12 protein-coding genes are annotated in these 12,256 nt (G+C 74.6%); 2 read left to right on the top strand and 10 right to left on the bottom strand.

Translation table 11 applies throughout. The features are described 5' to 3' along the window. Positions 1 to 40: 40 nt before the first annotated feature. Genes tatC through AC3RKA_RS05815 form a run of 7 tightly spaced genes read right to left on the bottom strand, consistent with a single transcriptional unit; the run spans position 41 to position 6,469 of the window. On the bottom strand, positions 41 to 898 hold the full coding sequence (gene tatC, locus AC3RKA_RS05845) for a twin-arginine translocase subunit TatC (protein ID WP_098471709.1): 858 nt from the start codon (positions 896 to 898) through the stop codon (positions 41 to 43). A gap of 20 nt (positions 899 to 918) precedes the next feature. Then, positions 919 to 1,176, bottom strand: a complete 258-nt coding sequence (locus AC3RKA_RS05840; protein WP_002855080.1) for a twin-arginine translocase TatA/TatE family subunit — start codon at positions 1,174 to 1,176, stop codon at positions 919 to 921. A 37-nt stretch (positions 1,177 to 1,213) separates the two neighbouring features. Further along, positions 1,214 to 3,313: a helix-turn-helix transcriptional regulator gene (locus AC3RKA_RS05835; protein ID WP_002855079.1), complete on the bottom strand. Its 2,100-nt coding sequence runs from the start codon at positions 3,311 to 3,313 to the stop codon at positions 1,214 to 1,216. A 16-nt stretch (positions 3,314 to 3,329) separates the two neighbouring features. Beyond that, the gene (locus AC3RKA_RS05830; protein ID WP_010078659.1) at positions 3,330 to 3,725 is read right to left on the bottom strand and encodes an FKBP-type peptidyl-prolyl cis-trans isomerase; all 396 of its coding nucleotides are present in this window, start codon (positions 3,723 to 3,725) and stop codon (positions 3,330 to 3,332) included. A 32-nt stretch (positions 3,726 to 3,757) separates the two neighbouring features. Further along, the gene (locus tag AC3RKA_RS05825) at positions 3,758 to 4,849 is read right to left on the bottom strand and encodes an FKBP-type peptidyl-prolyl cis-trans isomerase (protein WP_065573075.1); all 1,092 of its coding nucleotides are present in this window, start codon (positions 4,847 to 4,849) and stop codon (positions 3,758 to 3,760) included. Between the two features lie 37 nt (positions 4,850 to 4,886). Next, positions 4,887 to 6,281 carry a Pup--protein ligase gene (gene pafA, locus AC3RKA_RS05820; RefSeq protein WP_227448449.1) on the bottom strand — a complete coding sequence of 465 codons (1,395 nt, stop codon included), beginning with the start codon at positions 6,279 to 6,281 and terminating at the stop codon, positions 4,887 to 4,889. Beyond that, positions 6,278 to 6,469 (bottom strand): ubiquitin-like protein Pup, encoded by a 192-nt coding sequence (locus AC3RKA_RS05815; RefSeq protein ID WP_017488237.1) that lies wholly within the window; start codon positions 6,467 to 6,469, stop codon positions 6,278 to 6,280. The genes pafA and AC3RKA_RS05815 overlap by 4 nt, the downstream gene beginning before the upstream one ends. 124 nt (positions 6,470 to 6,593) lie before the next feature. Between AC3RKA_RS05815 and AC3RKA_RS05810 the strand changes: the two genes are divergently transcribed. Together AC3RKA_RS05810 and AC3RKA_RS05805 are read left to right on the top strand one after the other, a co-directional pair. Beyond that, positions 6,594 to 7,058, top strand: coding sequence for a pyrimidine dimer DNA glycosylase/endonuclease V (locus AC3RKA_RS05810; protein ID WP_002855074.1), 465 nt, complete (start codon positions 6,594 to 6,596; stop codon positions 7,056 to 7,058). A 40-nt stretch (positions 7,059 to 7,098) separates the two neighbouring features. Further along, positions 7,099 to 7,692, top strand: coding sequence for a cyclodeaminase/cyclohydrolase family protein (locus tag AC3RKA_RS05805; protein WP_489726978.1), 594 nt, complete (start codon positions 7,099 to 7,101; stop codon positions 7,690 to 7,692). Positions 7,693 to 7,707: 15 nt separating this feature from the next. Here AC3RKA_RS05805 and dop read toward each other — a convergent pair whose 3' ends face one another. From dop to AC3RKA_RS05790, 3 genes are read right to left on the bottom strand one after another with little or no spacing between them, the layout of a single operon-like run. Further along, on the bottom strand, positions 7,708 to 9,435 hold the full coding sequence (gene dop / locus AC3RKA_RS05800) for a depupylase/deamidase Dop (RefSeq protein WP_136940512.1): 1,728 nt from the start codon (positions 9,433 to 9,435) through the stop codon (positions 7,708 to 7,710). Continuing rightward, complete coding sequence (gene arc, locus AC3RKA_RS05795) at positions 9,432 to 11,186, bottom strand: proteasome ATPase (RefSeq protein WP_060774968.1); 1,755 nt, start codon at positions 11,184 to 11,186, stop codon at positions 9,432 to 9,434. Before arc ends, dop begins: the two co-directional genes overlap by 4 nt. Further along, positions 11,187 to 12,251: a tRNA (adenine-N1)-methyltransferase gene (locus tag AC3RKA_RS05790; RefSeq protein ID WP_060774967.1), complete on the bottom strand. Its 1,065-nt coding sequence runs from the start codon at positions 12,249 to 12,251 to the stop codon at positions 11,187 to 11,189. Between the last annotated feature and the right edge of the window lie 5 nt (positions 12,252 to 12,256).

Raw genomic sequence — 12,256 nt, 5'->3', positions numbered from 1 at the left:
TGGTCGTGCATCCGGGCGGGCGGGCCGCGGCGGACGCCGCTCAGATCTGATCGAGCGGCTTCGGGCCTGCGGCGAGCTCCGCCTCGACGTCCACCTCGCGCTGCCCCGAGCGGCGGGCGCGACGACGGTCCCCCCACAGGCACAGGGCGATGGCCACGCCGAAGAGGACGACGAGCGGGATGGCCATGTAGAACATGGAGATGGCGTCCGCACCGGGGGCGGCGATCGCGGCGATCAGCATGATCACGAAGACGGTGATGCGCCAGTGGTGGACGATCGTGCGGCCCGGCAGGATGCCGAGCATGTTCAGTCCCACCAGCAGCACCGGCAGGACCATGGCCACGCCGAACGCGAGGTAGAGACGCGTGACGAAGCTGATGTACACCGACGCCGTCGGGAGGATGCCGCCGCCCTCGGGGGTGAATCCGCCGAAGAACTGGACGGCCTGCGGCATCACGAGCCAGCCGAGCGCGAGGCCGAACACGAACAGCGGCACGGCCGCCGCGATGAAGCCGAGGGCGTACTTCTTCTCGGACTTCTTCAGTCCGGGCACGATGAACGCCCAGATCTGGTAGAGCCACACCGGGCTGGACAGGATGAGGCCGACGAACATGCTGATCTTCAGCATGATGTCGAACGGCGAGGCGACGGTGTCGTACGCGATCGCCGCGGTGTAGCCCTGCTCGGACAGCTCCTTGATCGGCCGGTACAGCTCGGCCATGACCGGCTGGTAGACGAGGAACCCGATCACCATGCCGACGGCGACGGCGAGCGCCGACTTCAGCAGTCGGTTGCGCAGCTCCGTGAGGTGCTCGCGCAGCGGCATCTCGCCGGTGGGGTTGTCCCGCCGCTTCCGGCGGCGCCGGGTGCGGCGGGCGACCTCGTCGACCTCGGTCATCGGGTGGGAGTCCTTCCGGCTCAGCGCGGGTCGCGCGGGTCGGTCTCGTCACGCTCGACGACGCGGCCCTCGACCGGCTCGTCCGCGGCGGTGGAGCCGGCGCCGGAGCGCTCGTCCGTGGTGCCCTTGCCCTCGGTGCGCATCTGCTTCACCTCGGAGGAGAAGATGCGCATCGACTGGCCGAGGTTGCGGGCCATCGCGGGCAGCTTCGGCGCCGCGAAGAGCAGGATCGCGAGCAGGATGATGATGACGAGCTGCCAGCCCTGGAGTCCAGCCATGATGAGGGGTCCTTTCGATGGGGTTCCGGGGTCCAGGCTACCGCGCCGGCAGTGCCGCGAGGGCATCGTCCAGCGCGTCCGCCACGGACGCCCGGAGGTCGGCGGGGGCCAGCACCTCGACGGCGCCGCCGTGGCGTCCGACCAGCGCGGCGGCCACGCCGGCGTCGGTCAGATGCACCCGGGTGAGCCGGTCGCCGTCGGGCAGGTCGGCCTGGGCGTCCGGGCGGTAGCCGGCGGCCGCGTCGCGGACGGGGTGGGCCCAGCGCAGCAGCACGGGCACCCCCGCGGCGTCGTCGGGATGGACCCGCCAGCGCGCGGGCCGGGCCCGGGGCGCGAACGTCTCCCCCGTGGGTGCGGGCGCGCTGATCCGGTCCACCCGGAACACCCGGTGGTCCTCGGCGCGGCGGCACCACGCCTGCAGGTAGAGGCGCGCCCCGTCCTGCACCAGGGCCAGCGGCTCCACGTCCCGCTCGGTGAGGGCATCGGCATGCACGGAGCGGTAGGTCAGGTGGACGACGGCCCGCTCCGCCACGGCGGCCAGCAGGGTGCGCACCGTCGCGGGGTCCACGGCCACGTCCCAGTGGGCGGCGACGGCGACCGGGGGCTCGCCGGCGGTGTGCGCCTCGGCCTCCTGGAGGGCGGCGTCGTCCGCGTCGTCCGCGTCCGGGGCCCCCGCGTCCAGGACCGCGGCGCGGATCCGGCGCTGAGCGGACCGGGCGGCCTCGCGGTCGGCCTCGTCCAGCACCGGCAGGTCCGCGACCGTCTGCAGGGCGGCGACGAGGCTGTGCGCCTCGGGGCGCGTCAGCCGCACGGGGCCGGCCAGGTCGGCGGCGCGCTCCACATGGACGCGGCCGCCCACCTCCGCCACCTCGAACTGGAAGCCGGGGAAGTCGCGCTCGGGCATGCCGCAGTAGCGCAGCGTCTCGAGGTCGGCGTCGAGGCGCTCGTCGGTGATGCCGAGGCGGGCGCGCAGCTCCGCCCGGTCCACCCCACCGGCCCGGTTGGCCAGCCCCACGATGTCCAGCAGGCGGCCCACGAGGTCCTCGCTCGAGTCGCGGGCGCGGCGCCGGACGGGCGCGGCGAGCGCCACCTCGAGCAGGGCCGGGTCGGCGGGGCCGGCGTGGGCCTCCGCCGCGGCGGCCAGGCCCGCGCGGACGCGGTCGGTCAGGTCCAGGTGCGCGGCCGAGGGCACGGCGCAGCCCAGCAGGCCGCCGATCTCCGCGGCGAGGCCGTCCTCGCGAGGCCCGGCGGGGGCCTCCCAGAGTTCCCAGTCGGGTCCCGGTGCGGCACCGTCCTCGACGCGGGGCTCGGCGGGCTCACCGACCGCGCGGACGCCCTGGCCCCGGCCGGGCGCGAGCCACACGCGGACCCGCTCGGCGTCGGCCTGTCCGGCCAGGCGCGCCACGAGGTCGGCATGGTCGTGGTCCTCGGGACGGCCGGGGGCGTCCGTCGCGCGCTCGAGGCGGCGCGGCTCCCCCTCCATCCGGGTGAGCCGGAAGCTGCGCTCGGCGGCGCGGTCGAGGTCCCAGCCGGTGAGGTACCAGCGGCCGCGCACGAGGGTGAGGAACCAGGCCCGCACGGTGCGCCGGGTGGCCCGCCCCCGCGCGTCGCGGTAGGGGAAGCGCAGCACGGCCTCGTCGGCCACAGCCTGGGTGAGGGCCTCGAGCCGGGGGTCGGCCCGGGGCATGAGGGTGTGGTACCCGGCCAGCTCGTCGTCGCCCGTGAGGTCGGTGGCGGGCTGGAACAGCAGGCCCACGGCGCGGACGACGTCGGCGCGCAGCGGCGAGTCCCCCCACAGGCGCCGCGCCCGCACGAGGGCGCGGCGCTCGTCCACGGTGAGGTCGAGGTCGCGCAGCAGCAGTGCATCGCGGACGACGCGGTGCCGCACCCCCGCCTCGCCCTCGTCGAAGCCCGCGGGTTCGAGCGTCTCCAGCGGGACCCCCACGGCGCGCAGCACGCGGCGGTCCCGCTGGAAGAGCTTCTCGAAGGCGGCGTCCGTGAGCCCCTCATAGCCGACGACCTGCCGTCGGATCCGATCGCGCTCCAGGCCCTGCGGCGCCGAGAGCAGCAGCCACAGCAGCGAGATGATGCGTTCGGCGGCCTCGTCGCCGGCGCGCCGCGGGGCGGGTGGGGTCACGGGCGGGCGTCCGGGGTCAGTCGACCGAGACGAGGTCGCAGACGAAGATGAGCGTCTCGTTCGGCCCGATCGCGGAGCCGGCACCGCGGGCGCCGTAGCCCAGGTGCGGCGGGATCTCGAGGCGGCGGCGGCCGCCGACCTTCATGCCGAGCAGGCCCTGGTCCCAGCCGGCGATGACCTGGCCGACGCCGACGGTCAGGGGCAGCGGGGTGCCGCGGTTCCACGAGGCGTCGAACTCCTCGCCGGTGGACCAGGCCACGCCCACGTAGTGGACCTGCACGCGGGAGCCGGCCTCGACGGCCGGGCCGGAGCCCTCGATCAGGTCCTCCACCACGAGCTCGGTGGGCGGGGTCTCGCCCGGGAAGTCGATCTCGGGCTTGGTGCGGTCGTAGTCGCGCTGTCCGAAGGACACGGTGCTCTCCTCTGGGGTTCTCGTGGACGGGGTCAGTTCGCCGACTCGGTGGCGGGCGCCTGGGCGTCCAGGATGTCCACCACGAACAGCAGGGGCTCGTTCTCGCCGATGTCCGGCGGGCTGCCCTGCTCACCGTAGGCCTTCTCGGCCGGGATCGACAGGAGGACGCGCGAGCCCACCTTCTGGCCGGCCAGACCCTCCTTCCAGCCCTCGATGACCTGGTTGAGGGAGAACGTGATCGCCTGGCCCGTCTCCCAGGACGAGTCGAAGACCTCGCCGTCGGACCACTTCGCGCCCTCGTACTGCACGGTCACGGTGTCGTCCGCACCGACCTCGCGGCCCTCGCCCTGGATCAGAGGCTGGACCACCAGCTCCTGGGGCGCCTCGCCGTCGGGCTTCGCGATGCTCGGCCGGCCGCTCTGCTCGTCCACGGTGACGTCGGGCAGGCGCTCGTCCCGCTCGGTCACCTCCTCGCCCTCGGCCTGCTTCGGCAGGATGGCGTCGATCTTGTAGACGAACAGCTGGGCGGGCTGCGTCTGGGTGGAGGGGGAGGCGCTCGGCGACGCGCTCTCGGTCTGCGGGACGGAGACGTCGTACTCGGGGCTGTACGCGGCGACGATCGTGCCGGCGCCGTTGCCGACCAGCATGTCGTGGATCTCCGGGTTCATGGACTTGAGCTGGTCGTCCACAGGCACGGCTTCCGGTTCGCCGCTGAAGTTCTCGGCGACCACCTCGCCGCTGGCCGGGTCGACGACGGCGATCGACATCTTCAGGACGTCGCCCTCCTGCACCTGTTCCCCCTCGCCGGCGGTCAGCACGCGCGTGGTGGGCTGGTCGGTGTCGATCTCCCCGTCGATCTCGACCGTCGGCGCCCCGCCGTCGCCCTCCGTGAAGGTGACCCCCGTCAGGGCGTCCGGCTCCCCCTGGCCCTCGCCGACGGCCGCCCGCTCGGGGGCGGCCGACGTGGAGGCCGACGCGGTGTCGCTGTGGGGCTGGTCCGCCCCGTCGTCGCCGGTGGCGCAGGCGGTGGCCAGCATCAGGCCCGCGGCACCGAGGGACAGCAGCGGCAGCAGGCGGCGACGGCGGCGGGCCGTCGGGGGCTGGGGGGTCTCGAACGAACTCATGCGTGTCACCCTAACGGCGTGTCCTGGGCGCGCGCTGTCAGGGGATCCGCTCGAACAGCCGGTCGACGGCGGCCGACGACGTGTCGAACGGGTCCTTCGTCACGATCGCGTGCAGCGGATGGTCCGTGAGCTTCAGGGTCGTCCAGTCGACGGCGTAGTCCAGGCCGCGCTCCCGGGCGCGGGCCACGAAGTCCGCCCTCACGCGGGCCCGGGTGGTGGGCGGGGCGGTCTCGAGGGCGGACCGGGCGGCGTCCTCGGGCAGCAGGCGGGCGACGGCGCCGCGCCGGAGCAGCAGGCGGAACAGCCCCCGGTCGGGGTCGATGTCGTGGAAGGCCAGGTCCAGCTGGGCGAGGCGGGGCGCCTCCCAGCCCAGGTCGTGGCGGGCCCGGTAGTCCTCCAGCAGGCGCAGCTTGATCGCCCAGTCGATGCGATCCTCGATGCGGGACCGGTCACCGGTGCGGACGGCGTCGAGCACCTCGCCCCACAGGGTGATGATCTCCCCCACCCGGTCGTGGTGGGCGCCCTCCGCGGCGACGAAGGTGCGGGCCCGTTCGAGGTAGTGCTCCTGCAGCTCGAGCGCGGAGGCCTCCCCTTCCCGGAGCGCGATGCGGGCCGTGCCGGTGAGGTCGTGGGAGATCTGCCGGACCGCGCGGGTGGGGCTGGCGACGACCCGGTCCCCGAGCGGGAAGCCCGCCTCGATCATCCGCAGCAGCAGGTCGGTGGCGCCGAAGCGCAGCAGGTGGGTGTGCTCGGAGAGGTTCGTGTCCCCCACGATCACGTGGAGGCGCCGGTACTCGGAGGCGTCCGCGTGCGGTTCGTCCCGCGTGTTGATGATCGGCCGGGACCGCGTGGTGGAGGAGGACACGCCGTCCTGCACGAAGTCGGCGCGCTGGGAGAACGCGAAGTGGGCCGGGCCCTCGCCCTCGGGCCACGTGCCGGCGGGGACGACGCGGCCCGCGCCCACGAGGATCTGCCGGGAGACGAGGAACGGGACGAGCGCCTCGGTGAGCCGCCGGTACTCGGTGCGCCGGCGCAGCAGGTAGTTCTCGTGGGAGCCGTAGGAACTGCCCGAGGAGTCGGCGTTGTTGCGGTAGAGGTGGATCCGGCCGCCGACCCCGTCCATGGCCATGCGCTCCTCGGCCTGGACCACGAGGTCGTGCAGCAGCAGGTCCCCCGCCCCGTCCGAGGCGATGAGCTCGTCGAGTGTCGAGCACTCGGCGGTCGCGTACTCGGGGTGGGAGCCGACGTCGAGATAGAGCCGCGAGCCGTTGGTCACGAACACGTTCGAGGACCGCCCCCACTCGACGACGGGCCGGAAGAGGTAGCGGACGACCTCTTCGGGACTGAGCGGGCGCCCCTCCGGGTTCCAGTGCTGGACGCCGTACTCCGTCTCCAGCCCGAAGATCCGGCGGGCGCGGTCCGCGTCGGTCACTGGCCGCCCTTCTGGACGAAGCCCTTGACGAACTCCTCGGCATTGGACTCGAGCACCGAGTCGATCTCGTCCAGCAGGCTGTCCAGGCCCTGGTCCTGGGCCGCGGGCTTCACGTGCGCCTGGCCCGCCGCGGCGCCGGTCTCGTCGTCGCCGCCGGACGGGCGTGGGCGGATCTGCTCCTGGGACATGGTGGCCTCCTCGTACGTCGACGCGGGTCGGTGTGCTCCGTCCGCGTCCACCCATCCTGCCCCACGCGCGGGCCACGTTTCAGCCCCACGTCCCCGGGTTGCCCCACGCTGGCAGGATGGGGGCATGCGCCTGTGGACCCTTCATCCCCGCCACCTCGACCGTCAGGGCCTGACGGGCGCCTGGCGCGAAGCCCTGCTCGCCCAGGCCGTCCTGGCGGGCCGCACGCGGGGGTATCGGGACCACCCGCAGCTGCTGAGGTTCCGGGAGCACCCGGACCCGTCCGGTGCCGTCGGCGCGTTCCTCTCCGGCATCGAGGCCGAGGCCACGGCGCGCGGCTATCGCTTCGACCACTCCCGGATCGACCGGCCGTGCCCCGTCCTCGACGGCGCGGTGCGCATCCCGCCCGCCGGTCTCGCACCGATCCCGGCCACCACGGGCCAGCGCGACCTGGAGTGGCGTCACCTGTGCGCCAAGCTGGCCGCGCGCAGCCCCGCCTGGCTCGAACGGTGGTCGGACACGCCCGTCCCCGACGTGCACCCGCTGTTCACGATCGTCCCGGGGCCGGTCGCCTCCTGGGAGCGCGCCTGAGGGCGGGCCGCGGTCGGGCCCGGTCTGGCACCGTGGGGGCATGATCCGCGACGAGAGCATCGAGAGCTATCTGGGGCGCCTCGCCTCCGGCGAGCCCACCCCCGGCGGCGGCGCGACTGGCGCGCTGGCGGTGGCCGAGGGCGCCGGACTGCTGGCCATGGCGGCCCGGTTCAGCGCGGCCGAGGAGGACGCCCGGGCATCGGAGGGCCTGATCGCGGCGTGCCTCGGCCTCGCCGACGGCGACGAGCGGGGCTTCGGCGCCGTGGCCGAGGCGTTCGGGCTGCCCCGCGACACCCCGGAGGCCCGGTCCCGGCGCTCGGCCGCGATCCAGGCCGCCCTGACCGAGGCCGTCCGGCCACCCCGCGGGATCGTCGACGCCGCCGAGCGTGCACTGGACGTGGCCGAGCGTGTGCTGGATGCGGCGAACCCGAACGTGCTCTCCGACGTCGGTGCGGCGCTCGGCTGCATCCGGGGCGGCCTCACCGCCGCCGCGGTCACCCTCGAGACCAACCTGGGCCCCCTCCGCGACGAGGGCCTGGAGGGCATCCTGCGCACCGACGTCGACCGGGCGGACCGTCTCGTCGCGCGGGCGGACGCCCTGCTGGGCCGCGTGCGCGCGGCAGTCACGGGCTGAGCGCCCGCCCGCACCTCAGGCCCGCGCGCCGAACAGCGGCGGCAGCGTGGCCACGAGCGCCTCGTCGTCGGGCCGGGGCGTGGCGGCGTCCTCCCACCAGCCGGGCAGGTCCACGGCGGCGCCGACCAGCGGCTCGGCCAGGTGCAGCCGGTGCACCCGCTCCCCCGCCCCGCGCAGCAGCAGCGTCTCCCACGCGGCGCCGGCCACGCGGTCACCGTGGCGGCCCACGAGGTTGCCGCGGGTCCACGCACGGGTGGCCCGCGGCGGCGTGGCGACGGCGGCACGGATCTCCGCCTCGTCGGCGAGCGTCCGGAGCGCGTCGGCGGCCACGAGCCGGCGGTGCAGGGAGCGGGCCGGGCGCAGGTCGGCGTACTGCAGGTCCACCATCGCGAGGCGGGGGTCGGTCCAGTCCGCACCCGCGCGGGCTCGCAGGCCCTCGAGGACGCGCAGCTTGGCCGCCCAGTCGGCGCGGTCGCTCAGGGACAGGGGATCCGCGGTGGCGTCGTCGAGGTCGATGGCCCAGGCCTCCAGCACCTCGTGCGTCTGCGGATCCGTCACCCCGAAGGCGGCGCAGTGGGCGCGGGCCGCGTCCAGGTAGGAGCGCAGGATCTGCAACCCGGTCCAGTGCCGGCGCACGGGGCCGTCCGCGGTGTGTTCGAGCAGCGGCACCGTGGCCCGCAGGCCCGGGTCGTGGCTGATCGTCTGCAGCGCGGCCACCGGGTCGTCCAGGGTGAGCCGGGGCGCCGTCCCAGCCTCGGCCATCGCGAGGACGAGCGCGGTCATGCCCATCCGCAGCCACGTGGCGTGCTGGCTCAGCGTCGCGTCACCGATGATCACGTGGAGTCGGCGGTAGGCCTCGGGACGGGCGTGCGGCTCGTCCCGCGTGTTGACGATCGGCCGGTGGATCGTGGTCTCCAGCCCCACGGGCTCCTCGAAGTAGTCGGCCCGCTGGGACAGCTGGAAGCCCGGCCGCTCCCCCGCCGGGCCGAGTCCCACGCGGCCCGCGCCCACGAGCACCTGCCGTGCCGCGAAGAACGGCAGCAGGACGGCGGTGAGCTCCTCGAAGTCGAGGGACCGGGCCACGAGGTAGTTCTCGTGCGCGCCGTAGGACCGGCCCTTGCCGTCCACGTTGTTCTTGTAGACCAGCACCTCCGGGGCGCCCTCGGCCTGGCCGATGTGCTCGGCCGCCGCCTGCGCGACCAGGTCCCCGGCGGCGTCCCAGACCATGGCGTCCCGCGGGGTGGTCGTCTCCGGCGACGAGTACTCCGGGTGGGCGTGGTCCACGTACCAGCGCGCGCCGTTGGCCAGCACGGTGGACAGCAGCAGGTGCACGGGCTCCCCGTCCGGGCCCACGAGCGCCTCGTCGGTCAGCTGCGAGGGGTGCGCCGCCGAACGCGGCAGCCGCCAGCCCCGCGCGTCCACGAGCGGCGACTCCCCCGTGTAGTCCCACTCCGTGCCGGCCACCGCCGAGCCGGAGCGGGTGACCAGGTCCGCGTACGCGTTCACGAGCTCGACCGAGAGCACGCTGTGGTGCGCCCCCGGGTTGGCCGGCGCGTGGATGCCGAACTCGGTCTCCGTGCCCATCACCCGGTGCACGCCCCAGCCGGCGGCGTCCCGCCCGTTCGGGGGCACGGCCGCGCCGTGGAACAGCCGACGCTGGCCCTCGAAGGCGGGGGTCGGGCCGACGTCGACGGCGGCGGCCCGGGCGAAGCCGTCCGCGGTCCCGCGGCCGAACGCGCTCATGCCTCGACCCCCCGGACCATGCGCAGCGAGCGCAGCCGAGGACCGCGCCAGCCGGAGGTGCGCGCCCACTCGGCGGGCGCGACCGTGGCCAGCAGGTCCGTCTGGTCCTCCAGCACCGCGGCCACGGCCTCGCGCAGGTGGCCCTCGCGGACGCCGAGCGCGGCCGGGGCCTGGCCGGCGGCGAGGTAGTCGCGGACCGCGTGCCGCTTGGCCCGGTCCACGACGTCGGCCACCACGGCGCCCGAGACGAGGTCGGCCAGGTGCAGGGCGTGGGTCGTGCCGGACACGTCCGTCAGCTCCGCCAGCGCGGTGTCCGCGCCGCGGTCGTAGAGGGCGGCCACCGTTCGGGCGATGAGCGTCGCGCGGGCCGCGTCCGCGGAGCCGGCCGCCGCGACGTCGTCGGCGTGCAGGGGCACGTCCGCGGTGAGGTGCTTGGCCATGATCTCGGCGGCGCCGGCGGCGTCGGGACGGTCCACGCGGATCTTCACGTCGAGCCGGCCGGGGCGGAGCACGGCGGGGTCGATCATGTCCTCGCGGTTGGAGGCGCCGATGACGATCACGTTCTCGAGGGCCTCGACGCCGTCGATCTCGGTGAGCAGCTGCGGGACGATCGTGGTCTCCACGTCCGAGGAGACGCCGGAGCCGCGCGTGCGGAACAGCGACTCCATCTCGTCGAAGAAGATGACCACGGGGAAGCCGGCGTCGGCCTTCTCGCGGGCCCGGTCGAAGATGACGCGGATCTGCCGCTCGGTCTCGCCCACGTACTTGTTCAGCAGCTCGGGTCCCTTGACGTTGAGGAAGAACGAGCGCTCGCCGTCCGCGCTGCGGGCCGAGAGGGCGTTGGCCACGGCCTTGGCGAGCATGGTCTTGCCGGTGCCGGGCGGGCCGTACAGCATGATCCCCTTGGGGGCGCGCAGGCCGTGCTCGCGGTAGACCTCGGGGTGCAGGAACGGGATCTCGACGGCCTCGCGGATCCGGTCGATCTGCGGGCCGAGGCCGCCGATGTCCTCGAATGTGACGTCCGGGACCTCTTCCAGCAGCACCTCGTCCACCTCGGACAGCTCGACCCGCCGCAGCGCCCATTCGACGCGGGCGTCCACGGTGACGGCGTCCCCGTGGCGCAGGTCGACGCCCTCCAGCGCGGGCGCGCGCCGCACCATGCGCTCCTCGTCCGCCGTGCCGGCCAGGACGAGGCCGCCGTCGGGCAGCGCCTCCTTGACGCGCAGCAGCTGACCCGACCCCGTGCCCGGGGCGACGCCGACGATCGAGCTGGACTCGTCCAGCAACACCTGGGCGCCGGGGGTGAGGCGGCCGGCGTCGAGCAGCGGGGAGACCGTCACGCGCAGCCGCCGGCCGTTCTGCACGACGTCCGCTCCCCCGCGCACCACGGCGCCGGTCTCCACGCCCTCCTCGGGCTCGCGCGGGGCGTGGACGGCCTCGAGGGTGGCGAAGGTGAACGGCGGATGCGTGACGGCGTCCAGGTTCTCCTTGAGCGTGGTGATCTCGGCGCGCGTGGCCTCGAGCAGCTCGACCATGCGCCGGTTGTTGCGGGCGGCCGTCTGCGTCTGGGCCTCGGCGGCCCGACGGCGTTCGCTCAGACCGGCGGCGTGCCGCTGGGCGGACTGCAGCTGGTGCCGCAGCCGTTCGGCCTCGGCCTGGGATTGCCGCAGCAGCTCCCGCGCCTCGGCGAGGCGCTGCTCGGCGTGCTCCGTGCCTGATTGCGCGTGGTGGTCCACCGGTGCTCCGTCCACTCAGTCCTGCTCCCCGGTCGGGGTCCTCCCACCGTACGCGTCCACGCCCTGCTCGGCGGCGCGTGACCGCGCGGCCATGAGGCGGGCCTCCTTCGCCGCCTTGCGCGCCTTCTTGTCCGTGATCGGCCGTTCGCCGAGGGCCTCGGGCGTCCACCGGGCCTCGTCGGCCGGCTGCCAGGCCTCGACGTCCTCGGCCTTGAACTCGGAGACCTTGGAGCGCTTCTTCAGACGCAGCGCCTCCTCGCCCGAGGCGAGGCGGCGGGCCGTGAGGAGGAAGCCGGTGTGCGCGACCATGCGGTGGTCGGGGCGCACGGCGAGCCCGTCCAGGTGCCAGCCGCGCACGAGGGTCTCGTTGGCCTCGACCTGCGTGAAGCGGCCCGAGTCCCGGATGGCCTCGGCCACGCGGGAGAGCTGGGTGGCGGTGGCCACGTAGTTCAGCCACACACCGCCGGGGGCCAGGACCTCGGCGACGGCGTCGAGGCACTCCCACGGGGCCAGCATGTCCAGGACCACCCGGTCCACGGAGCCCGGCTCGTGGACCGTGAGCATCTCCTCCTGCGCGTCGCCGAGGTGCACCGACCAGGCGGGGTGCTCGGCGCCGAAGAAGGCCTCCACGTTGGCCCGGGCGACGTCCGCGAACTCCGGGCGACGCTCGTAGGAGTGCAGGCGACCGTGGTCGCCCACGGCGCGCAGCAGGGACATGGACAGGGCACCGGAGCCCACGCCGGCCTCGACCACGACGGCGCCCGGGAAGATGTCCGCCTGCTGCACGATCTGCGCCGCGTCCTTCGGGTAGACCACCGTGGCGCCGCGGGGCATGGACAGGACGAAGTCGTTCAGCAGGGGGCGCAGCACCTGGTACGGCTGGCCGGCCGAGTTCTCGACCACGACGCCCTCGAAGCCGCCGATCAGGTCGTCGTGCCGCAGCACGCCCTGGTAGCTGTGGAACTCCCCGCCGGGCAGCAGGGTGATCGTGTTGAGGCGGCCCTTCGCGTCCTTGATCTGCACGCGCTGGCCGGCCCGCAGGGGGCCGCGGCGCGCGCTCACGCCAGTGGGTTCGGTCATGGGGG

It is taken from the genome of Micrococcus sp. iso_229 (assembly GCF_058072725.1).
The sequence above is the reverse complement of the archived record's forward strand: the minus strand, read 5'-3'. Positions and strand labels throughout refer to the sequence as shown.

What these genes read in the sequence shown, in the direction of transcription:
- AC3RKA_RS05815 (WP_017488237.1), bottom strand. Translation starts at nt 6,469, where the DNA reads ATGTCCCAGGAGCAGATCCGCCCACGCCCGTCCGGCGGCGACGACGAG.
- AC3RKA_RS05810 (WP_002855074.1), top strand. Translation starts at nt 6,594, where the DNA reads ATGCGCCTGTGGACCCTTCATCCCCGCCACCTCGACCGTCAGGGCCTG.
- AC3RKA_RS05790 (WP_060774967.1), bottom strand. Translation starts at nt 12,251, where the DNA reads ATGACCGAACCCACTGGCGTGAGCGCGCGCCGCGGCCCCCTGCGGGCC.
- tatC (WP_098471709.1), bottom strand. Translation starts at nt 898, where the DNA reads ATGACCGAGGTCGACGAGGTCGCCCGCCGCACCCGGCGCCGCCGGAAG.
- dop (WP_136940512.1), bottom strand. Translation starts at nt 9,435, where the DNA reads ATGAGCGCGTTCGGCCGCGGGACCGCGGACGGCTTCGCCCGGGCCGCC.
- AC3RKA_RS05840 (WP_002855080.1), bottom strand. Translation starts at nt 1,176, where the DNA reads ATGGCTGGACTCCAGGGCTGGCAGCTCGTCATCATCATCCTGCTCGCG.
- AC3RKA_RS05825 (WP_065573075.1), bottom strand. Translation starts at nt 4,849, where the DNA reads ATGAGTTCGTTCGAGACCCCCCAGCCCCCGACGGCCCGCCGCCGTCGC.
- AC3RKA_RS05805 (WP_489726978.1), top strand. Translation starts at nt 7,099, where the DNA reads ATGATCCGCGACGAGAGCATCGAGAGCTATCTGGGGCGCCTCGCCTCC.